Genomic DNA, 23,532 nt, shown 5'->3' with positions numbered 1-23,532 from the left:
TTAGAAGTTCAACTTTTTTAGGGGGAGTTTATACATATTAACAAGAAAATCAGTACGTGCTGGGAGTACACCATAAAATTTATCTACATATTTTTCTATGCTCCTAGCATAAAATTTCCATACTATTCCATGAAGCAATATTTTTGAGGTAAACGTTCTTGCACTATTGGAAAAATCTGCATGATTATCAATAAATAATTTGGTGTTTGGAAAATTAACCATATATTTTTTTATATTTTTTATTTCTCTAGTTTGTACACCGTGAACAAATATGATATCAGGTCTCTCTCTTAAAAGAAGTAAATATAGATTTTCCATTATTCTAAATCTTTTAGAAATTTTATACGGAAGCCATTTATTAAAAGGTATTCGTATCACCTTCGTTCCATCTAATAAGTAATGGGTTCCATTTGGCAAGGATATTGTCTTTTTTCCGTCTCCAGAGAAACTTAATGGACTTGCCACTATAGTAACATCATATCCCATTTTTTTATGATATTTCGGAATCAAATTTTCTTGATAACTCCAATTATCTGTATATTCACCACAAATACATAAATGTAAAATTTTCATTTTTTTAACCTACCTAAATATTTAAATATATATACTATATAAAAAGTATCCAAATAATTTAGCAACTGCCATTCTTTGTTTTTTCGTAAATTAATATATATTTTCTATTCATATTTTTTACGCTATAGATCTGAGCAGTTTGCATACAGTAATTAGATATGTTTATGTCTTTCCTTATTTCACTAATTTTTTCTATAAATTTTTCACGGTTTCCTTGTTCAATAACAAAACCCACATCTTCTGTAAGAATCTCGCCACTCCCACCAGTATTATATGTAATTACTGGTGTACCAGCAGCAAGTGCTTCAATATTAGTAGTTGGAAAATTATCTTGATAGGTAGGATTTATAAAAACATCAGCTTGTTGATATAATTGAATTAACTGTTCAAGATTATCTGTTCTATCAATGTGTGAAATATTAGCAGGTAGTGTTCTGCCAACTTTTCCAACGATAATAAAATGGTATTTTCTTTCATCTAACTTTTCAGCAAAATAAATAATGTCTTCAAGTCCTTTTCTTTTCTCCCATATATTTGCGACAGCCAAAACTTCTTTTTTATTTCCTTTTTTTATCCCAGTTTTTTGTTCAGTTTTCTCGAATTTTTCCAAATTTATTCCATTATTGATTGTAATCACTCGGTAATCTTTTAAGAAAGACATTTTTACCATTTTATTTAACCAATTAGATGGAGTCACAATCGTAAGATTATCAACATTACTAAATAGGCGTTTTTTTCTTTCAAAATTATAATAAGAACGGTTTATAAAAGATTTCGGATAAGCATATCTTTCAGCAAAATTGGAATTTTTATTAGGTAATGTCCCATTCTTATCATATTCAATATAGGCAGCATGTCCTGAAAAAGCCCATGAATCGTGAAATGTCCATACTATAGGTATTTTACTTTTCTTTAAAAAATTAAACAAAATTTGAACATTTAAATAATACCCGTGAATATTATGCAAATGTATAATATCAGGCTTATACATAATAATAAATGAAATAAATTTTTTAGTTGCTCTTCTTGAAGCAAATCCATGATTATCAAATAAACGAGTCTCTAATACGTGCCAATAGTTATCAAACTTATTCCCAATTTTGTAAGTATTAATTTCTTCCGATGCATCTCCTCTGCCGTAAGCAATACAGCACTCATGGCCTTCTTTTGATAATTCTTCATATAAATCTGTACAAATCCTACCAGTACTGCCCACTCCACAAACTGAATTTATCATTAAGATTTTCATCTTCCCCACACCACTCTATTCACATAGTCTGTATAAGAAAGGATGATACGCAATACTTTTTCCGAAACATTTGGCATTGAATAATCTGCGACGTGTCGCAAAGTATCTTTTTGCTGTGTTTTCAATACTTCCAGTCCTTGCATGATTCTTTCTTTTTCTAATCCTACCATCATGACACTTGCTTCTTCCATTGCTTCTGGTCGTTCATGTGCTTGACGGATGTTTAATGCTTTGAAGTTCAAAATGGAAGATTCTTCGCTAATCGTTCCGCTGTCGCTTAGTACAGCTTTTGCATTGATTTGCAATTTATTGTAATCATTGAACCCCATTGGTTTCATTGTTTGGATCAGCTCATGGAATTTGATTCCTTTTGCTTCGATCATCTTCATTGTTCGCGGATGCGTACTGATGATGATTGGCAATTGGTAAGTTTCAGCGATTGTATTCAAGCTATCTACCAAGTGTAAGAAATTTGTTTCTGAGCTGATATTTTCTTCGCGGTGAGCAGAAACAACAAAATATTGTCCTTCTTTCAACCCTAAGCGATTAAGGACATCGGAATGTTGGATGTCATCTTTTCTTGAATTGAGAACTTCAAACATCGGACTTCCTGTTTTGATTACACGATCAGCTGGTAATCCTTCACGTAAGAGATATTCTCTCGCGATATCGCTATAGGTTAGATTAATATCAGCTGTATGATCAACAATTTTACGATTTGTTTCTTCCGGTACTCGTTGGTCGAAACAGCGATTTCCTGCCTCCATATGAAAAATAGGAATATGGCGACGTTTGGCTGCAATTGCACATAAACAGCTATTTGTATCCCCTAATACTAAGAATGCATCTGGTTTTACTTCTTCCAAAATTGGATCGATCTTGATCAAAATATTTCCAACTGTTTCAATAGCTGTGCCAGTTGCTGCATTTAGAAAATAATCGGGTTTCTTTAGCTTGAAGTCTTCGAAGAATACTTCATTTAGCTCATAGTCATAGTTTTGGCCGGTGTGTACTAGAATATGTTCGATTGCTTCTGATTGATCCAGTCGGTTGATAACAGCAGACAAACGAATGATTTCTGGTCGAGTTCCTACTACTGTCATCACTTTTAATTTTTTCATTGATTAAACCTCCACATAATAAGTATCAGGATGTTCTGGATCAAATGGCTCATTTACCCACATCACTGTCACCATATCCGTTGATCCCAGATTCTCGATATTGTGCGTATAACCTACTGGAATATCAACTACTTCCAATTTTTCTCCTGAAACAAAATACTCGATTATTTCATTTGAGTCTACTTTTCTAAAACGGATTACACCTTCTCCGCTTACTACTAAGAATTTTTCATTTTTTGTATGATGCCAATGGTTTCCTTTAGTGATTCCCGGTTTGGAAATATTGACAGATACTTGCCCCCGGTCTTTTGTTCTTAAAAATTCAGTAAACGATCCTCGATTGTCTACGTTCATTTTTAGAAAATAAGAAAATTCGTCTTCTGGTAAGAAGCTTAAGTACGTACTGTACAGATTTTTTTCTACTCTTCTCGCAAGATTAGGAACACTCAAATTCGTTCGACTATTTTTGAAAGATGTAATTAGTTCTTTTAATTCGCCGACCGTTACTTCATCCGTTTCACGAACAGCACAATACCCATTTTCTGTATAAGGTTGTCCGTTCAGACAATGGAGTAGTTCCTTCACGACATCATCGATATAACAAAGCTCTATGACAGCAGACGGATCATTTACCGTAACTTCTTCGTCCCTTGCGATTTTGTAACAAAATGTGGCTACAACTGTATTATAATTTGGTTGCGACCACTTACCGTATAAGTTTGAGAAGCGATAAATATATACAGGTGCTCCTGTTTCTTTTTGGTATTTCTTTAATAGATCTTCTCCGGCTTTTTTGCTCTTGCCATAAGAATTATTAAGTTCTGCTTGGATAGAAGAGGAAATCATAACAGGACATGTATTGCCATGCTCTTTTAGTTTTTCTAGCAATTCTGAAGTAAAACCAAAATTTCCTGTCATGAATTCAGCATCGTCTTTTGGTCTGTTCACTCCAGCTAAATGAAAAACAAAGTCTGCTTTTTCACAATATTCATCCAATAAATGTACAGGCGTATCTCTATCAAAACTAAGAATGTCTGTGAATCCTTCATTTTTTAATTCAGCAACTAAATTTTTTCCAATAAAACCATTTGACCCAGTTACTAAAATATTCATTGACTTTGCCACTCTTTCAATTCTTTTCTTACATAGTCCAGTTCAAGAAGTCTTTCTTTGATTTGTTCTACAGATAAACGTTGTGTATTATCTGAATTGTATTCTCCTTCTTGTGTCAGCTCTTTGCTTCCTTCAACGAAATACTTGTCATAATTCAAATCACGTGTGTCTGCAGGGACACGGTAGAAATCACCCATATCTTGAGCAACTAAGTATTCTTCTTTTGTCAGTAGTGTTTCATAACGCTTTTCGCCATGTCGTGTTCCGATAATATGAATCTCATTGTCTACATGGAATAATTCTTTGACTGCTTGTGCTAGGTCGCCAACAGTAGAAGCTGGTGATTTTTGAACCATGATATCCCCTGCTTTTGCGTTTTGGAAAGCAAAAACAACCAATTCTACAGCTTCTTCCAAACTCATCAAAAATCTTGTCATGCCAGGATCTGTCACTGTTAATGGTTTACCACTTTTTATTTGGTCAATGAATAATGGAATAACTGATCCTCTAGAAGCCATTACATTTCCATAGCGTGTGCCACAAATCATCGTGCGTTCGTCAGTAACGGTTCTTGCTTTAGCAACAAACACTTTTTCCATCATAGCCTTGGAAATCCCCATAGCATTGATTGGATACGCAGCTTTATCAGTAGACAAGCAAATAACTTTTTGAATCCCCATTTCGATTGCTGCAGTTACGACATTATCCGTTCCCATGATATTTGTTTTTACAGCTTCCATTGGGAAAAATTCGCAAGAAGGTACTTGTTTAAGCGCTGCTGCATGGAAAACATAATCAACGCCATGCATCGCATTTTTGACACTGTTGATGTCCCGAACATCTCCAATGTAAAACTTCAATTTGTCATTATTGTATTTTTTCCGCATATCGTCTTGTTTTTTCTCGTCACGAGAAAAAATACGTATTTCTTTGATATCTGAATCTAAAAAACGTTTCATCACTGCGTTCCCAAAAGAACCAGTGCCACCTGTGATTAATAAAATTTTATCTTTAAACATGCTTTGATCACTCCTATATTAAATAGCTATCCATAATAGTCAATAATTTTTCTTTTTCATATTCTTTTTCAAAGTATCTTCTAGAATTTTCTCCTAATTTGTCTATTTCTTGAGGAGATAAATGAACAATCTGTAATAAATTATTAAATAAATCATCAGGTTCTCCTGCTTTTCCTACAAAGCCACATTTAGCTTCTTTAACAATATCTGCTACTTCACCATTTGCAGATAATAAAATAGGTTTACCACAAGCCATGCTTGACTGTAGTTTTGCAGGGATTGTCATTGAAAATATGTCGTTTTTTTGTAAACTTACAAAAGAGAAATCACTTCCTGCTAGTATTTCAGGGATTTCAGTTGCAGGGACAGGATCAACAAAATGAAACCATTCTTGTAAACTAGCACGCTTGACTTCATCCATTAGTAGCTGCTTATATCTTCCATCCCCGACTATGTTGAATCTAACGTTTAGCTGTTTTTCCTTTATTTTGTTACCAACCATTGGTAATATTTCTAGTCCTTGAGCGGTTCCGATGTTTCCAGCAAAAGTAATATTTATTTTTTTATCATATATTAATTTATCACTTTTTGTATCTGTGATATGATAAAATTCTTCAGCATATTGAGGCCAAAAATGGATCTTCTCTGAATCAATTCCTCTATTTTCTATATTTCTCTTAAAGCTACGTGAAGCAGTAAATATTTTTGTACAATTTTTGTAAATATAATCTACCATTTTATCCAACGGTTTAATGACAAGAGGATTGGTTATACCTGTAATTATTTCAAAATTTTCAGGCCATAAGTCCATTACATAAATATAACATGGTATACCAAACTTCTTTGCTATTTTTACTGCTGGCAGTGCTTGTGTCATAGGGGATACCTCGTAAATAAACACTAAATCGTATCTCTGTTTATTTAACATTTTCCAAAGTTCACCAGAGACAACAAACGAAAGATAGTTTAGCCCCATCATAAGACTGTTCTTTTTTCTAGGAATAATTGGGATTCTTTTAATCGTTATTCCTTCATAGTTTTCGTTTCTTTTTTTGTTATATCCATAACCTTCATAAAAATCTCCATGGGGATAATTAGGGATGCCAGTCAAAACTGTTATATCGTATCCTTTTTTAACCCAAGTTTTACAAATATCATTTATTCTGAATTGTTCAGGATAAAAATATTGGGAAACAACTAAAATTTTCTTTTTACTCATCTTTATATCCTATACTCTTTTTTATTGTTTCTTCGAAGTCAACTAGTCTATCCTCTCTTTCGTTAAGTGTATAAACCAGATTTCCAAATGCTTTATTGGTAAGCCTGCCGATTTTCCCAGGAAAATATCCTAACAATTTAACAAAATAGTTAAAATAGGGAAAGATGATTATTTTCTTTTTTCGGTATTTTGCTATTGTTTGTATAATATCACTTGTCCTGACATACTCGTTATTTTGCGGAAAAAAGATACCATTCTTTTCTTCGTCAATTATTTCTTTTAAATATATGCATAAATTTTCAATAAACAACATGGAACGTTGATTTTTAATAGCAGGAAAGGCAGGTAACATATCCGCTAGTTTAACTAGTTCCGGAAAGTTCCCCTTACTCCCCGGTCCATAGATCATCGGCGGACGTAAAATAGCGATACGGAAAGTATCGTCATCTAATGGTTGTAAGCCAATCTCAGCTTGCAGTTTGCTGTCACCATAGAAATTAGAAGGGTTGGGTTTGGTATCTGGTTTGATTATACGTTTTTTGTTGATATTTGTTTCTTCTCCATAAATAATGATGGAGCTCATATAAATGAATTGGCCCTTTTTTCCTGATAGATCTTGTTTATATTTTTTTGCGGTCTCAATCGCAAGGTCTCGGTTGACCGCATAATAGAGTTGCTTTGTTTCTTCGCTTACTTTCGATACATCTGCGTGCGCGATACCTGCTACATGAAAGACCGTATCATAGCCCGAAAAGTCATGTTCTCTCCACGCGTCACCTCGTACACTTAAAGTGTCGATTTGATATTCGTCTTGGAATTGTGTCATCCATTTTTTGAAGGATGTACCGATATAGCTGTTTGCACCAGTAATCAGGATTTTTTTCATTTTGCATCCCCCTTTTTCACCGAACCAGTTCCGCCTTCGACAACACCTTCGCTTTTAAAGACGGAAATTATAGTTCCAAAAAAGCATTTTAGATCCATCCATGGCGTAATATTTGCTGTGTACTGTCCATCTAAACGTGCTTTGTAGTCGATCTCTAATTCATCACGTCCACTGATTTGTGCCAGGCCTGTTAGTCCTGGACGGATATCATTTGCGTGGTACTTGTCTCGTTCTTCAATCAAATCATATTGGTTCCATAGCGCTGGACGTGGTCCGATGACTGCCATGTCCCCTTTTAATATATTAAATAATTGCGGTAGTTCATCCAGACTTGTTTTTCTAAGAAATTTTCCTACTCGTGTAATAAAAAAGTCAGGATTTGATAATAAATGAGTTGGTGTTTCTTTCGGTGTATCTACTTTCATTGTCCGAAATTTATAGATATAAAAATGGGTCTTGTTTTTTCCTACCCGTTTTTGTTTAAAGATGACTGGACCTTTTGAATCGATTTTGATAGCTAAGCATAAAATCAAAAGAATCGGTGACAATACGATGATACCAGCTAAAGATAATAAAAAATCTATTCCTCTTTTTAAACCGTCTTTATACACTTTATTCCCCCTATTTATTCGAAGCATTTGCAAAAGTGACGATATCTTTAGCCAATTGTTCATCGTCTTGTGGCAGGCTCTTGACAAAATCCATCACTTTTTGTATTGAGTAGCCTTTGATGTTTCCTACAAAGATTTTCTCATAAACTGCTTCATCATTTCTTTCCTTATCCAACAATAGTTCTTCATATAGTTTTTCCCCTGGACGGATACCTGTTTCAATGATTTCGATTTCGTCTTCGCTATACCCGCTCAATCGGATCATGTTTTTGGCTAGGTCTACAATCTTCACTGGTTCACTCATATCTAGAATAAAAATTTCGCCACCTTTTGCTAATGCGCCAGATTGAATAACTAAACGACTAGCTTCAGGAATCGTCATGAAGTATCGGGTCATACGAAAGTCTGTTACAGTGATTGGACCACCTTGAGCAATTTGTTCTCTGAATACTGGAATCACACTACCGCGAGAACCAAGGACATTCCCAAATCTGACAGCTGAGAATTTCGTACAGCCTTCTTCATTCAATCCAGTCACGATCATTTCAGCGATTCGTTTTGTTGAACCCATGACATTTGGAGGATTGTTAGCTTTATCTGTCGATACCATGACGAAGTTTTTCACTTTTGCTGCTTTAGCTGCTTCTGCTACATTTTTTGTACCGAAAATATTGTTTTTGACTGCTTCTTTTGGATTATATTCCATCAGTGGTACATGTTTATGAGCAGCTGCATGGTAGACGATATCTGGATGATATTGTTCCATGATCTCATTGATTTTCTCGCGATCTTGAATATCTGCGATGATCGGTACGATTTCTGTAGGACAATTTTGATGATGCGTGCGTAACTCACGGTCAATCAAGTAGATCGAGTTCTCCCCATGTCCTAAAAGCAATAGCTTTGCAGGATTGAATTGAATGATTTGCCGACAGATTTCTGAACCGATCGATCCTCCTGCGCCGGTGACAAGAATAACTTTGTCTGTGATCTGATCTTTGATGGATTCAATATCCAGCTTTACCTCATCTCTTCCCAGTAAATCCACTACGTCAATTGTTTTTAATTTTGATACGCTAATTTTCCCTGAAGCAAGTTCTTCTATAGAAGGCATCGTGTTGACTTTCACACGAGCGGATTCGACTAACTCGAAGATTCGTCGTAATTTTTTTCTTGATAAGGAAGGGATAGCGATCGTTACCATTTGAATGTCATATTTTTCAATTAATTCCGGAATATCTTTTAATGCACCTAATACTTTTTTTCCTGAAAGATACGTATTTCTTTTATTCGGGTCATCATCTACAAACCCGACAACGTGGATATCTTGAGCCGTTTTGGATCCAAGAAAGCTGTTGTATAAAATACGCCCGCCTTCGCCAGCACCAACGATCAAGGTATTTTTAGCAGAATCTGCTGATACGTATCTCATATTTTTTGTTTCGATGTAGATACGCCAGATCAATCGGCTACCGATGATCAATAAGAGCGAAAGCAGATAAGCAAAGATAACTAACCGTAAACTGTATCGCCGATTAATGAACAGCAGTATGAGGATACTTGAGGCAGCACTTGCAGATAGTGAACTAAAAATTGCAATTATCTCTCTTAAATTTGTATAGCGATTGATCCGAGTGAAAACTTTGAATAAACTACCATAAAATAAATAAAAACCAATCGACAAACCGATAGAGATTAAAATAAGGTCCATTGGTATAGCTACAAACGGCTTCATGAATTTAGCTGCTGCAATATTTGCAGCGATCAATAACAAACTGTCCACAACAACCAATGTGGCAATTTTTCTTCTTCTTGTTAATACAAACACCTTACACTCCCCCTAAAATAAACCAAACTTCTTCTTTTTTATCTCTTCATAGACTGGATAACTGATTTCATCCCCGTTGATCAGATCCTTTGCGACTTGTTTCATCTGTACTACTTTTTCCTTACCAAAGTCCTTGGCAATCTGCTTATAGCACTCTTTTAAGTAAAAGGTGCGCTTAGAGACCCCATGGGCATCAGAAGCAGCCATCTGCACAAGATTATGTTTGACCATCATTTTGGCTGTTTTCTGGATGTCTTTTCCAAATACACCGACATAACTTGGTGCGGTGAGTTGGGCCAAGCATCCCATATCTAGGAATGGCAGCATATGATTCGGGTCTTTACGAAAATGCGCGTTGCGTTCTGGATGGACGATCACTGGTGTCTTTCCTAGTTGTAACAACTCAAAAAAGAGCTGTTCTGCATATAACGGCACTTCCAGTGTCGGAAATTCGATTAGAAGATATGTATCATCTAAATCTGTAAATAAAATTTCATCTCGGTGGATGTCTTCGATCAGTGTTCCGGTAATACGTACTTCTTGTCCTTCCAATAACGTCAAAGGCAATTGTCTTTTCTCTAATTCTGCTTGTAACGAAGCGACTAGAGAAATGACTTGTGATTTTTCATTGCTGTATTTTCCATTATTATGATGGGGTGTGCATAAAATATGTGTGATCCCTTGTTGAATCGCTTTTTCAGCCATGGCGATACTGGCATCTATGTTTTCTGCTCCGTCATCGATTCCTGGCAGGATATGGCAATGTAGATCGATCATTTCTCTTGTCTCCTCTCTTTTTATTTCTTAATTCCCGTAGTAATAGCCAGCATCTTTGCTGTGTTCTGCCCCATTGTATACAACACCAAGGACTCGCGCTTGTACCATATCCAGCAATTCTTTTGCTTTAGTCAATGATTCTTTCCGTGACATATTTTCACGTACGACCAATAAGGTGCCATCCGTTTTGGAAGACATGATCTGTGCATCTGTTACGGCAACGACTGGCGGCATGTCGAAGATCACTACATCAAATAGTTGTCTTGCTTCTGCTAAAATCTGATCCATTCTTGGCGAACTTAGTAGTTCTGATGGATTTGGTGGTTTAGGTCCACTTGGCAGAATCGACAAATTCTCGACTGGTGTTCGTTGGATCTCATCTGCTACACTTCCTGATGAACTAAGAACGGTACTTAATCCGCTTGCGTTGTTCAACTTGAACATTTTATAGATGACGGGCTTACGTAAGTCTACATCGACTAGCAGCACCCGTTGACCAGATTTGGCAAAAACAACGGCAATGTTTGCTGCAGTGGTCGATTTCCCTTCTCCAGGTCCTGATGAAGTCACAACAATCGTTTTAATTTGCTGACCAGCTGCGGAGGCAAACTGGATATTCGTCCGAATCGTACGATATTGTTCAGCGATTGGTGAAGAGGGGTTTGTGAGTGTGACCAAACTGACTGCATGAGTTTGGGCTGCTTTTTGTTTCTGTGTTCGTGCCATTTTTCTTTCCTCCTAGACTCTTGAGCGGCTTCTGCGTGATGGCGCTGTTTTATCGTTTGTAGCTTTTGGTTGTGTCGGAGCTGGTCCTTTTTTACGGATACCAGCATTCAATTCTTTCGCTGACATTTCTGGTACAGTCCCTAAGATCGGGAAGCCCAATGTATCCGTCACATATTTTTCATCTTTTACTGTCCGGTCGAGTAATTCAAATAAGAAAGCTAGACCTACGCCTACCATCATTCCTAACACTAAGCCAATCACTAGATTCAATTTATTATTTGGCGAAACAGGTGTCGTATTGGCAACTGCACCTGAGATGATCGAGATTTTATCGACATTCATCACGTCTTTGGCGTTCTCTTGGAATACTTGTGACGTTGTATTAGCGATTTGTTGAGCCGTCACTGCATTTGTGCTTGTTGCTTGGATCGAGAACATTTGTGAATTTTGTGACTGATTGACGGAGATGGCATCTTTGATTTGTCCAGCAGTCATTTTTACATTGTCTTCTGTTTCTAAACGATCTTTGACTTCATTTAGTACTAGATCACTGACGATCATATCCTTATACGTATTGATCATTTGCAGGTTCGTATTGACATCATTGACATTTGCAGTATCTGATTGCGGCAGTGTCACGATCAATTGGGCTTGTGAGCTGTATTTTGGCGTCAAGATGAAAAACGTCACGATGCCTGAGATGGCCAAGCCAGCAAACATTGAGATGAGGATTGTTATCACGTGTTTGCGTAATGTTTCAAAAATTTCTTTCAAGCTGATTGTCTCTTCCATTTTTTCTCCACTTTCCTATTTATTCTCTAGATTCATTTGATCTTTTAATTCTTTTTTCACACGATCAAGTTCTTGATCGCTGACTTTTTGGTATGAGATATTGTCTTGCATGAAGCCTTCTCCTTGCAGCTGATCTTGCTTGATCGTACCAAATGCATCCCGATAATCTAAAGCAATCTTTTTCATTTCATCAAAGCTCATGTCTGTTTTCATATTCGACTCTAGAGCATTCAAAACGGATTGATAGTTGCTTACACCGTTCAGACTCAACACTTTTTTCGCTACACCTTCTACGATCTTTCTTTGACGTTCTTGTCTGCCGTAGTCACCATTTGGATCTTCATAACGCATACGAGAATAAGACAATGCCTGATCCCCGTTCAATGTGATTTTACCGATCGTAAAATCATAGCCATCTTGTGAGAAGGTGAGGTCATTATTGACTTCGATACCACCAACTGCATCAACGAGTTCTTTTAGACCTTTCATATTGATTGAAACATAGTGATCGATTGGGATGTCTACATATTTTTGTACGGTATCCATCGCCATGGCAGCTCCGCCGAATGCGTAAGCGTGGTTGATCTTGTCTTTTGTGTCATGTCCAACGATGTCGACATACGTATCACGAGGAATGCTGACAATCGTTGTCTGTTTGTCTTCAGGACTGACTGTGGCAACCATCATCGTATCTGATCGTCCTTGATCGACCCGACCTAAATCTCCCGTATCAATCCCCATCAATAGAACAGAGAAAGATTCTTGTTTGTCCAGATCAACTGGTTTTGTTCGTTCTCCTTGGGTTCGTTCCACTGATTCGTAAGTTTTTTCAATAGAATGTGAGAGATCTAGATATAATTTTGCTCCTACTCCTACGATTGCTAATACTAATACGACAAGAATTGCTAAAATAATTAGAAATATCTTTTTCCCTCTTGATCTTCTTCTTCGTTTTGCCATAGTTTCCTCCGTTTGCTAGCCTTGCTTGAATTCTCGCTTATTAATAGCTCGTATTGCTATAGCCCATTTGCTGAGCGACTGTTTCTGCTTTTGACGCGTATGCGGCTCTTATTTTTTCATTCCGGATCTGTTCGATGAGACTGAGTGCGGTCAAATATTGATCGTAAGTAGCAGTAGTTGTTACTTGACCGTCTTTCAGCATCGTATCGAATAGCTGATCTAGTTGCGTGACTTGTGCAATTTGGGTATCAGCGAATCCTAGATATTGCATAACGACCGTTTTCCAAGCACTATCCTTAAAAAAGCTCATATTTTCACGTACATGGGCGACATCTGCACTTGCCAACTTTTCTTTGATGATGACATCATCCACAGCTTGCTGCCAGTTTGATACGTTTTTAGTAAATAATTTATTGACAGCCGTTTGGATCTTCAGTTTTGATTCTGCATCCTCTAACTGTGTTAAGACTGCTTTCTTTTCTTCTTGGATCGCAGCAGCTTCTTTAGGTAATTCTGATTCCTTGATGTCATAATCATCTGCTGAAAGTTTGATAGAAGATAGTTTATGTGACAAATTTGAAACTGTTTCTTCTGTTATTTCAGGATTTAGGAAAATTTTTTCTTTTGTACTGTACAGCTTATCTACTTCTTTTGATAAAGAGGTCACGGTGTCTTTTTGATTGGTGATGGCAGATTCTGCGTAATTGATCCGTTGATGATGTTGCCGCTGATTATTGAGATGGTATCCAAACAAGCAAATCACAATAGCGCCTGTGCCTACCGCCACAGTAGCCAATAACTTGACGAACGGCTTTTCCATAGATTCACTCCTAAATATTGATGATAGATAAATAAAGATGTGATTCATTCACATCAGAATGAGCGCTTTTTATTTTAAAAGCATAATTAAACTAATATATTCATAGAAATATTTATAAACAGGTTTTCCATATATAATCATACCACAAACAGTTTTCTTGACTAGGGAAATTCCTAATTTAAAAGTAAATAAAACAGTAACAAGATTATTATTAATCTTTTTCATTTTTATTTCCTCACTTTTCATGAGCGTTTTGAAAATTCTAGCAAAGAATAAAATAACAAAAATTATTAAAATAGAATTAATAACAGCTTTTATATTTATAACAAAAAAACAGAGACACAGCACGTTTCGTGCATGCTCTCTGTTTTTCAAACAAAAGACTATTTTGTGATGATTTGATCCAAGCTTGCTAATGACAAAGCCATGGCAGCTATTTGACTAAGTTGTGTTAGTCGGTTCTTACGTACTGCTGGTTCATCAGCCATGACCATCGTTTGATCAAAATAATTTTCGATCAGTGGACGAAGAGCGACAAGCTGGTCGTAGTTTTCGTGGATCGTTTGGTCAGCAAAACTTGCTTTCATTGCTTCTACTGCTTTGTGTAATTCTTTCTCTGCGTCGTTTTCGAACAGCTCAGGGTCTACTTCTGATTGTTTTTCAAGCTGCGCTTTTTTCGCTAAGTTCACGACACGTGTCAATGCTTCCATTGAAGGTTTGAAGTCTTCATCTGCAAGATGTTGTTTGAACAATTGTGCTGCTGCAAATACTTTTGTCAGATCTTTTTGTTCCGCATTCAAAACAGCATCGATGACATCATGACGGATGTTCTTCGTGGTCAATAATTGGCGCAGACGACCCTTGATAAAGTCGATCACTTGTTGTTGCCCTTCTGATAAACCAATGCCGAAACGATCCGTATCTTTACTGATAACATCACTAATCGTTTCTTGCAGAACAGACAAAGGAAAGGCCCATTTTTTCGATTCGATGATCCGAACGACACCGTATGCTTGGCGACGTAAGGCATAAGGATCGTTTGACCCGCTTGGAATCATCCCAACTGCAAAGAAAGAAAAGATGCTATCTAATTTATCTGCAATCGCTAAAACAGAACCTACTGTAGACTGAGGTAGCTCTCCTTCACTGGATATAGGCATGTAATGCTCACGAATCGCTGTCGCTACAGCTGGTTTCTCGCCTTTCAGCAGAGCATATTTTTCGCCCATGATCCCTTGTAGTTCAGGAAATTCCCCTACCATGTTGGTTACTAGATCAAATTTATAGATTTCAGCAGCTCGTTGCAGATCCATCAATTCTTCCTCAGATAGTCCTACTTGTTCGCCAATGATACGGGCAATGACTTGTACCCGCTGCATTTTCTCATAGATACTACCGATTTTTTCATGGAAAGTAACAGTTTTTAGTTTTTCAACGTATTGGTCGATTGAAGCTTTCTTGTCTTCATTATAAAAGAATTCCGCATCTTCTAAACGAGCAGTCAATACTTTTTGATTGCCTCGAACCACATTTTCCAATTTTACCCGATCGCCATTACGAGCAGAAATAAAATGAGGAAGCAGCATACCTTGATCATTCCGTACTTCGAAATAACGTTGATGTTCTTTCATAGAAGTGACTAGTACTTCTTCAGGAACAGAAAGATATTTTTCTTCGAAGTCGCCAGAAAAGACAGTTGGATATTCGACTAAATTGTTGACTTCTTCTAGTAAATCTTCGTCTAGATCAATAACCCAGTGATTTTTTTCTGCTAATTCGTTTGCTTGTGTAACGATCATTTCTTGTCTTTTTTGCGGAGACGCAATGACGAATTGTTCATTCAATTTTTCTTCATATTCTTTTGCATGCGCAAATGTCACATCTTCGCCTAAGAAACGATGACCTCGAGAGGCTCTGCCTGTTTTGACATCCAAGATTTCGAATGGGATTACTTCATCATCTAACAATGCCACGATCCAGTGAATAGGGCGGATATATTCAAAATCGTATTCTGCCCAATGCATCGTTACAGGGAAAGTCAGGCTTTTAATGACATCTGCTAAACCTGTCAATACTTCTTTGGATTCCTTACCATGAGTGTATTTCGTTACATAGACATATTCCACACCTTTTAATTCTCTAAAAGTGATAGCGTGTGTCGTCAGACCTTGTCCGCGGACAAATCCTTCCGCTGCTTTCGTCCAGTTTCCATCTGCGTCCAAAGCAATTTTTTTGGCTGGTCCTTTGACTTCTTCTTCACTGTCCGCTTGTCGTTCTGGAATGTTTGTTACTTTGATTGCTAAACGGCGCGGTGTGGAAAATGTTTCGATCGTATCATAAGTCAATTGGTTTTCATCTAAAAATTTTGCTGTTTTTTCTTCTAATTGTTTCATGCTTGGTGTGACAACATGGGCAGGCATTTCTTCCAGCCCGATTTCAAGTAATAAGTCTTTTGCCATCTTATTCAGCCTCCTTCACGGTTTCTGGATTTGCTGTGTTTTTATTCAACAAAGGGAATCCTAATTTTTCGCGTTCTGCCACAAAGATTTTGGCTACAGCACGAGCCATGTTGCGGATACGGGAAAGATAACCGGCACGCTCTGTTACGGATACTGCACCGCGAGCATCTAATAAATTGAATGTATGGCTGCATTTCAAAATATAATCATACGCTGGATGAACAAGATTTTCATCGATACAGCGTTTAGCTTCTTTTTCAAAACGATCAAAGTTGCTTAGTAGCAAGTCTTGGTCGCTTACTTCAAAAGAATATTTGGAATGTTCATATTCTGGTTGTTTGAAGATCTCGCCATATTTCACGCCATCAGCCCATTCTAAATCATAGACACTTTCAACTTCTTGGATATAAGAAGCAAGACGTTCTAGTCCATAAGTGATCTCAGAAGTGACTGGTTTACAAGGCAGTCCACCAACTTGCTGGAAGTACGTGAATTGTGTGATTTCCATTCCGTCAAGCCATACTTCCCAACCCACACCGGCACAGCCCATGGATGGGTTCTCCCAGTTGTCTTCAACAAAACGGATGTCGTGTTCTAATGGATCGATTCCTAAAAGGCGCAAGCTTTCTAAATAAAGCTCTTGGATATTCTCAGGTGAAGGTTTCATCACGACTTGGAATTGATGATGCTGATACAAACGGTTTGGGTTTTCACCATAACGTCCATCAGCTGGTCGGCGAGATGGTTCTACGTAAGCAGCATTCCATGGTTCTGGTCCGATTGCCCGTAAAAAGGTATATGGGCTCATCGTACCTGCTCCTTTTTCTGTGTCATACGCTTGCATCAGCATGCAGCCGTTTGATGACCAAAATTTTTGTAATGTTAAAATCATATCTTGGACGGTCAATTTTTTACTCATCTGTTTTGCCCCTTTCAATTTTAAAGCGTTGCTGTCAAATAAGAATACAGGAAAGAAAACGACAAAAAATCCCTATGTCTGATTACAGACATAGGGACGAATAATTCGCGGTTCCACCCTACTTCCGAATAAAGATTCGGCAGCTTCATTTATCGTACTCGCAAGTGCCTCTTCAAAAATCGTTTGGGTCCGGCTCCCACTCTCCCGAACTCGCTAAACCACGTGTTTTTTACTGATCTTGGTCAATGTACGTATTCATTTTGCAGTTTTCTTGTTTCTATAATAGATCCTCTCAGTGAACGATCTATTTGATCTACGGTTAATAATAGACGGAACTCCCTGTGTTTGTCAAATGGTTTTGATTTTTTGTTGTATGTTTCATTTACTATTCTTCTTTTTTAGGTAGATCTTTTTCAGACATGTCTTTCTCTGGCGTCTTTAATACGTGTGCCCAAGACTTCATTTGATCGATGAACTTTTTGCTTTTCAAATGGATACCGACATATTCATCATACAGCTGGTCGATGAGTTCACGGATTGCTTGTTTGGTTTCTTCTTTCAGATGGATTCCACTGATCTTATCATAAGAAATAGCTGAAAACATCCGAACGAAATAAACAGCTCGAGGATCTGCATGATAACGGTGATCGTCCATCGACCAATGTCTTTCGCATATCACACCACCATATTTGGAAGAATAGTCAAACTTCCCTTTTGTTTCCCCACATACGACGCAGTGCGTCCAGATCGGCGCGATCCCGAAGCGTTGCAGTATTTGGACTTCAAAAATATTCGTGATGATTTCTGCATCATCTCCTTGGTCCATCCGTTGCAGTGCTTGTTGCGTAAACTGGAACAAATGCGGGTCGTACTGATGATCTTCGATTGCCGCATCTACTAGATTCAATAAATATGTGCCATAGCCGCTCAAAAAGATGTCTTCTTGGATGTGTCGAAACGCATGGACATCTTTGACACTGCTTAAAAATGACAGACCTTCACTTCGAAAATTCCCGATATAAACTGCTTCAGTAAAAGGGAGCAAAGCCGGAGCTAAGGGCTGATTTTGCCGATGGATCCCTTTGATATAAAACATCATTTTGCCAGAAGATTCCGTAAAGATTTTGACTAATTTATCTTTTTCTTTGTAATTACGGCTAGATAAAATCAAGCCTTTTGATTCTGCAAGCTGGCTCATATTCTCCCTCCTAAAAAATAAATCTGGAAAAGCAGATTCTGCCGATCCAGATCATTTATGTTGCGATCTTCCGCAGCTTTTCTCAACACGCGGATTTTTATCCAGTTTATTTCTATACCTAATTTACAAGAAGCTCAGAATATCAGTATTCGTCTTTTCGGTAGCCGAAGTCTTGCAGATAGACTTTTTTGTCTCGCCAGTCTTTTTGAACTTTGACCCAAAGTTCTAGAAAGACTTTGTCTCCTAAAAGATTTTCGATATCTTTTCTTGCTTTCGTTCCTACTTGCTTCAGCATTTTTCCGCCTTTACCGATAATGATCCCTTTTTGGCTATCTCTTTCGACGATGATCGTAGCCTGGATATGGATTTTATCATTCTCGTTTCGCTTCATCGAATCAACAACGACTGCGACAGAATGAGGCACTTCGTCTCGTGTTAAAAACAAGACTTTCTCACGGATCAATTCAGAAACGATGAAGTATTCAGGATGATCAGTCACTTGATCATCTGGAAAATATTGTGGGCCCTCTGGCATTTCACTGACTAATACATCCATCAAACGTTCGACGTTGTTTCCTTCTGTAGCAGAAATTGGAATCACTTGTGCAAAGGGCATCTGCGTTGAATAATCTTCGATGATTCCCAACAACTCGTCTGGATGGATTTTATCGATTTTATTGATAATCAGATAAACAGGAGAATGCACGTTTTTTAGACGTTCAATAATAAAATCGTCTCCCCGGCCGCGTTTTTGATCAGCGCTGATCATAAATAAGACCGCGTCCACTTCTTTCAACGCACTGTAAGCTGCTTCTACCATAAAATCTCCTAAACGATGCTTTGGTTTATGGATTCCTGGTGTGTCAATAAAAATCAACTGAGCTTCTGGTGTAGTATATACTCCTTGGATTTTATTTCTAGTTGTCTGCGCCTTATCACTCATGATGGCAATTTTTTGACCCACGATTCGATTCAATAATGTGGATTTTCCTACATTCGGGCGGCCGACGATTGCGACAAACCCTGATTTATGTTCTGGCATATACGTTCTCCTTTTTAATTAAACAACAAATGATATATTTTAGGGACAAATAAAATCAACCCAACGATGACGGCAAAACAAGCGGTCACTAAAACTGCTCCAGCTGCCATATCTTTGATTTTTTTCCCAATCGGATGAAAATGAAAATCCGTAAACATGTCTACGACATTTTCAAAAACAGTATTGATGATCTCTACTATCCATACGAGAAAAACAGCTAAAAGCAGCCATAACCATTCTATCCGATCAAGTTGGAAAATCACGCCCATAAACAAAGCGAGGATTCCGAACGCAACATGTTTCCTCATGTTGCGTTCTTCCTCAAAAACAGTTTTGACTCCTTGGACGGCAAATTCCACGGACATCAGGAAATGTTTGTTTTTCTCTACGTTTTTATCTTTTAAGTCCATAGGCATCTAAGATCTCTTTCTGTAAACCAAACATTTCTTTCTCATCCTCTGGTGTCATATGGTCATACCCGTTGATATGCAAGAATCCATGAACCGCTAAAAAGCCAAGTTCCCGATCATACGAATGGCCGTAAGCTTCTGCTTGCTCTGCAGCACGTTCAGTAGAGATCATGATGTCTCCCAGTACACGAGGCAATGGATTCTCTCCATCTTCAAAAATCACTGGGATTTCGTCTTCACCCTCTTCTTCCAAGGCAAAACTGATGACGTCTGTCGGTGCATCTTTTCCACGGTAATCACGATTGATTACTTGGATCGCTGCGTTGTCCATGAAAGTAACAGACATTTCTGTTTCTTCTGGCAACTCTAAATATGATGCTGCAAATTGCAACAAGTCGTCGATTTCTTTCATTTTCTCTTCTGAGACTTGGTTTGTTTCATCCATGAAGGTAATATCCATTATACATCGCTTCTTTCTATTCTTCTTTCTATTCTTCTTGCTATTCTTCTTGTTCTTCTTTTATCTTCTCAACTTCCGATTTCATTTTAGGATATTTGATCCGAGAATGGAAGGTACTGCTTAAACCGCTGATCAATGATTTTTCTACTTTACGGATTTCTTTTAACGTCAATCCACTGTCGTCCAATTGTCCATCGGAAATACGCTCTTCTATAAGATTATGGACAAAACTTTCGATTTTTTCGCTCGTTGGATGGTCCATTGCCCGTACTGCCGCTTCACAACTGTCAGCTATATTGACGATTCCTGCTTCACGGCTTTGAGGTTTTGGTCCAGGATAACGGAATTGCTCTTCCGTGACTTCCGGGTTGCGTTCCTTTGCCTTAACGTAGAAATAACGCATCAGCGTGGTTCCATGATGCTGTCTGCAAATATCGATCACCATTTGCGGCATATTATAATCTTCCAATATTTTGGCACCATCTGTCACATGTCCAAAGATAATATGTTTACTGTCTTCTGGCAATAAGAAATTGTGCGGATTTTCCGCTCCTGAAGGCAAGTTCTCAACGAAAAAACTGGCGTGTTTGATCTTGCCGATATCATGATAATAGCAAGCTACTCGAGTTAGTAAAGAACGTCCACCGATTTCTGCTACAGCATTAGCACTTAGATTGGCTACCATCATGCTATGGTGATACGTACCTGGTGCTTCTTCCAGCAACTGTTTCAATAAAGGATGATTAGGATTGCTGAGTTCATTTAATACGATCACACTATCATCATTGACCATCAATTCAATATAGGGGTGCAGACCTATCGTCAGCAAGAATGAGAACAATGCACCTGTGAATCCGCAGACTAGCGTTAACCAAGTCGTTGCATCCCCAAAGCTCATTCCTTGGTAGATAATCAAAATGACATCCATCATCACAGGGAAAATAATGACCCACATAGCAGCGGATAACCCTTGTTCTGAGATCCGTTTGCGTCTGACGATCGTTGCCATGAGACCAGAAAATACATAGGACATCAAAATAACTGTCAGAAAGTTCGTGCCAATCGAATCATAAAAAATGAAAAGTGCGGATACTGCTTGGAAAATACCAGCCATGATCCCTGCTCTTCGATTCAAGAAAAAGCTTAAAACAAGTGGAGCAAAAGCCGCGGGGTAAAACAGCGGAATATAAGCAGCTTGTTCTGTTTGGAAGAGTTGGAAAAATTTCATTAGTACTACGCTGACTGACATTGCTGTCACGTAGAAAAGTACGTATTTTGTTCTTTCTCCTGCATTTTGAAATTGAAGTGAATTATAAATCAGTACACCGATTTGAAGCAAAACAGCTAAAACCATGGCAATGAGTGGGAAAATCGAAGTCGTTTGATTCGTCAATCCTAGTAATTCCAATTTTTTCATCGCTGAAGCATCAATTTGATTTCCTTCGCGAACAATGATTTCTCCTTGGAAGATCATCACTGGTTGTACAGCTTCTCGTGCAGATTGTTTTAATTCTTCTGTCTTTTTCTCATTCAATACATCATTGACTACAATGCCTTGATCCACTAAGTAGCGGATCATTTGTTGCTGCTCTGTTGTGACATTCAAATACTGAATCTGATCTTCTGCTTCTTGTTTAAAAGCTTCCAATTCGCTTTCACGAACTTGTTTACTCATCTGTTCGTCAATGAGCTTCAAACTTTCATCCCTAACCGTGTGAATTTCCGTTTCAGTCATTTCAAATATCGTCGAATAAAAATTGTTCGGCAGTTTTTGGTAAAACGCAACGTTTTCTGCATTCACGTTTTCAAAATTTTTCTTCAGTGTAGCAATCCGCTCTTCTGTAGTAGGTTTCGGGATATTTTCATCTTCCTTCGCCTTATCTACCTTGTCATTATAAGATTTGTTGATGGTATCATTCGTCTTATCGATCAATTCGAATAATTGCTTGATCCGATTGTTCTGGTCATCTGCCAGATCTTTTTGATAAGTATATTCTGGAGTCACTGCTTCTGCTGCCAGTTTTCTTCTTTGTTCGGTTTCTTCCGTGTTCTCGATCGTTTTATTCGCACGGATACTCTCTTCTGCTACTTGGCCTTCTCTAAAATCATTGGCCTTTTGTTTGACACTACTAAATGTAACGCCGCAGACAATGATAAAAAACAAGAACAGAAGGAAAGGCAATGCTGCCTTTCCGAGTTTTTCTTGTAGTTTCTGCAGTGTTTTATTCAACATGTGCTTATCCTCCTAAGCAAAGCTTATTCTTGATGAAGATCTGCCTTTTCATAAGCTTTGATGATTTCGGCAACTACAGGGTGCCGAACAACGTCACTTGCTTCAAAATTAACAAAATCGATTTTTTTGATTTGCTTTAGTGTTCGTTCTGCATGAACAAGACCACTTGTCGTCCCTCGAGGCAAGTCTATCTGACTTGTATCCCCATTGACAATCATTTTTGATTGATAACCGAGACGGGTCAAGAACATTTTCATCTGAGCGACTGTCGTGTTTTGTGCTTCGTCCAAGATAACGAATGCATCATCCAATGTCCGCCCCCGCATGTAAGCTAATGGTGCGATTTCGATTACGCCTCGTTCCATCAATCGGTTCGTATGATCCAATCCAAAAATTTGGTATAAAGCATCATAAACAGGCCGCAGATAAGGATCCACTTTTTCTTTCAGATCCCCTGGTAGAAAGCCTAGGTTTTCCCCTGCCTCTACAGCGGGCCGCGTCAAAATGATTTTTTGCACTTCGCCTTTTTTTAAGGCAGCAATTGCTAATACTACGGCAAGAAACGTTTTCCCTGTTCCGGCTGGCCCTACACCAAATACGATGTCATGTTTGGCTACCGATTCAACGTATTTCTTTTGACCGCTGTTTTTTACCCGTATAGGTTTTCCATTACGGTCTTTGACGATCTCTTCCTCATACATCTCAACAAAATAATCTAATGTACCTTTTTGCCCCATTTTCAATGCCGTCACAACATCGGGCGTACTTACGTGGATTCCTCGTTTGATCAATTCCTGTAATGTCCGAATGACTGAGGCAGCCAAGGAAATCTGGGATTGTTCACCAATGATCTGAATGATTTCTCCACGTGTATGGATGGTTGTTTCCGTTGTTTCCTCGATCAGTTTTATATGCTTGTCGTGTGCACCTAAAAGCATGCTGACATCATCAGCAGCTGTCAATCTAATCTCTAAAGAACTAGACTCTTCCGTCAAAAATAGACATCCCCTTTTTTTCGATTCATTCTTTCCTATTTTACCATACTCAGAAGAAACTATATAGCAAATAAGAAAAGGTTGTAAAAGAGGCTCTTAACCATACGTACCAAGAAACGTTA

At 37.9% G+C, this 23,532-nt stretch carries 22 protein-coding genes; all 22 read right to left on the bottom strand.

The genetic code is table 11. From position 1 onward, the window contains the following. The gene (locus tag FTX43_RS15205) at positions 1-573 is read right to left on the bottom strand and encodes a hypothetical protein (RefSeq protein ID WP_261801522.1); all 573 of its coding nucleotides are present in this window, start codon (positions 571-573) and stop codon (positions 1-3) included. 58 nt (positions 574-631) lie between these two features. Next, positions 632-1,822, bottom strand: a complete 1,191-nt coding sequence (locus FTX43_RS08865; protein WP_139902405.1) for a glycosyltransferase — start codon at positions 1,820-1,822, stop codon at positions 632-634. Next, positions 1,819-2,943: a non-hydrolyzing UDP-N-acetylglucosamine 2-epimerase gene (gene wecB, locus FTX43_RS08860; protein WP_002333108.1), complete on the bottom strand. Its 1,125-nt coding sequence runs from the start codon at positions 2,941-2,943 to the stop codon at positions 1,819-1,821. Before wecB ends, FTX43_RS08865 begins: the two co-directional genes overlap by 4 nt. A gap of 3 nt (positions 2,944-2,946) precedes the next feature. Beyond that, positions 2,947-4,056 carry a capsular polysaccharide biosynthesis protein CapF gene (locus FTX43_RS08855; RefSeq protein ID WP_002333109.1) on the bottom strand — a complete coding sequence of 370 codons (1,110 nt, stop codon included), beginning with the start codon at positions 4,054-4,056 and terminating at the stop codon, positions 2,947-2,949. Beyond that, on the bottom strand, positions 4,053-5,075 hold the full coding sequence (locus FTX43_RS08850) for a polysaccharide biosynthesis protein (RefSeq protein ID WP_002333110.1): 1,023 nt from the start codon (positions 5,073-5,075) through the stop codon (positions 4,053-4,055). The genes FTX43_RS08855 and FTX43_RS08850 overlap by 4 nt, the downstream gene beginning before the upstream one ends. A gap of 13 nt (positions 5,076-5,088) precedes the next feature. After that, positions 5,089-6,294, bottom strand: a complete 1,206-nt coding sequence (locus tag FTX43_RS08845) for a glycosyltransferase family 4 protein (protein ID WP_139902402.1) — start codon at positions 6,292-6,294, stop codon at positions 5,089-5,091. Further along, positions 6,287-7,180 carry an NAD-dependent epimerase/dehydratase family protein gene (locus FTX43_RS08840; protein WP_139902399.1) on the bottom strand — a complete coding sequence of 298 codons (894 nt, stop codon included), beginning with the start codon at positions 7,178-7,180 and terminating at the stop codon, positions 6,287-6,289. Before FTX43_RS08840 ends, FTX43_RS08845 begins: the two co-directional genes overlap by 8 nt. Continuing rightward, the gene (locus FTX43_RS08835) at positions 7,177-7,791 is read right to left on the bottom strand and encodes a sugar transferase (RefSeq protein ID WP_002333113.1); all 615 of its coding nucleotides are present in this window, start codon (positions 7,789-7,791) and stop codon (positions 7,177-7,179) included. The genes FTX43_RS08840 and FTX43_RS08835 overlap by 4 nt, the downstream gene beginning before the upstream one ends. A 10-nt stretch (positions 7,792-7,801) precedes the next feature. Beyond that, positions 7,802-9,619: a nucleoside-diphosphate sugar epimerase/dehydratase gene (locus FTX43_RS08830; protein WP_139902396.1), complete on the bottom strand. Its 1,818-nt coding sequence runs from the start codon at positions 9,617-9,619 to the stop codon at positions 7,802-7,804. 12 nt (positions 9,620-9,631) lie between these two features. Then, entirely contained in the window at positions 9,632-10,396 is a 765-nt protein-coding gene (locus FTX43_RS08825; protein ID WP_002333115.1) for a tyrosine-protein phosphatase, read from the bottom strand. Between the two features lie 27 nt (positions 10,397-10,423). Beyond that, the gene (locus tag FTX43_RS08820; protein ID WP_147607000.1) at positions 10,424-11,122 is read right to left on the bottom strand and encodes a CpsD/CapB family tyrosine-protein kinase; all 699 of its coding nucleotides are present in this window, start codon (positions 11,120-11,122) and stop codon (positions 10,424-10,426) included. A 12-nt stretch (positions 11,123-11,134) separates the two neighbouring features. Next, positions 11,135-11,914, bottom strand: a complete 780-nt coding sequence (locus FTX43_RS08815) for a YveK family protein (protein ID WP_002308654.1) — start codon at positions 11,912-11,914, stop codon at positions 11,135-11,137. Between the two features lie 15 nt (positions 11,915-11,929). Next, positions 11,930-12,874 carry an LCP family protein gene (locus FTX43_RS08810; protein WP_002333118.1) on the bottom strand — a complete coding sequence of 315 codons (945 nt, stop codon included), beginning with the start codon at positions 12,872-12,874 and terminating at the stop codon, positions 11,930-11,932. Positions 12,875-12,914: 40 nt separating this feature from the next. Further along, complete coding sequence (locus FTX43_RS08805; protein WP_139902388.1) at positions 12,915-13,694, bottom strand: hypothetical protein; 780 nt, start codon at positions 13,692-13,694, stop codon at positions 12,915-12,917. A 383-nt stretch (positions 13,695-14,077) separates the two neighbouring features. Continuing rightward, the gene (gene glyS, locus FTX43_RS08800; RefSeq protein WP_139902386.1) at positions 14,078-16,153 is read right to left on the bottom strand and encodes a glycine--tRNA ligase subunit beta; all 2,076 of its coding nucleotides are present in this window, start codon (positions 16,151-16,153) and stop codon (positions 14,078-14,080) included. 1 nt (position 16,154) lies between these two features. After that, positions 16,155-17,072, bottom strand: coding sequence for a glycine--tRNA ligase subunit alpha (gene glyQ, locus FTX43_RS08795; RefSeq protein ID WP_002305598.1), 918 nt, complete (start codon positions 17,070-17,072; stop codon positions 16,155-16,157). 385 nt (positions 17,073-17,457) lie between these two features. Next, the gene (gene recO, locus FTX43_RS08790; protein WP_002314698.1) at positions 17,458-18,270 is read right to left on the bottom strand and encodes a DNA repair protein RecO; all 813 of its coding nucleotides are present in this window, start codon (positions 18,268-18,270) and stop codon (positions 17,458-17,460) included. Between the two features lie 142 nt (positions 18,271-18,412). Continuing rightward, positions 18,413-19,312 carry a GTPase Era gene (gene era / locus FTX43_RS08785; protein WP_002288753.1) on the bottom strand — a complete coding sequence of 300 codons (900 nt, stop codon included), beginning with the start codon at positions 19,310-19,312 and terminating at the stop codon, positions 18,413-18,415. Positions 19,313-19,326: 14 nt separating this feature from the next. Further along, positions 19,327-19,722, bottom strand: coding sequence for a diacylglycerol kinase family protein (locus tag FTX43_RS08780; protein WP_002316408.1), 396 nt, complete (start codon positions 19,720-19,722; stop codon positions 19,327-19,329). Beyond that, entirely contained in the window at positions 19,706-20,182 is a 477-nt protein-coding gene (ybeY, locus tag FTX43_RS08775; RefSeq protein WP_002291700.1) for an rRNA maturation RNase YbeY, read from the bottom strand. The genes FTX43_RS08780 and ybeY overlap by 17 nt, the downstream gene beginning before the upstream one ends. A gap of 40 nt (positions 20,183-20,222) precedes the next feature. After that, positions 20,223-22,415: an HD family phosphohydrolase gene (locus tag FTX43_RS08770; protein ID WP_002291699.1), complete on the bottom strand. Its 2,193-nt coding sequence runs from the start codon at positions 22,413-22,415 to the stop codon at positions 20,223-20,225. Positions 22,416-22,438: 23 nt separating this feature from the next. Next, the gene (locus FTX43_RS08765; RefSeq protein WP_002291698.1) at positions 22,439-23,410 is read right to left on the bottom strand and encodes a PhoH family protein; all 972 of its coding nucleotides are present in this window, start codon (positions 23,408-23,410) and stop codon (positions 22,439-22,441) included. Between the last annotated feature and the right edge of the window lie 122 nt (positions 23,411-23,532).

The sequence above is a fragment of the Enterococcus sp. DA9 genome, assembly GCF_008000875.1.
Lineage (GTDB): Bacteria > Bacillota > Bacilli > Lactobacillales > Enterococcaceae > Enterococcus_B > Enterococcus_B lactis.
This window is presented reverse-complemented; position numbering and strand designations above follow the sequence as displayed.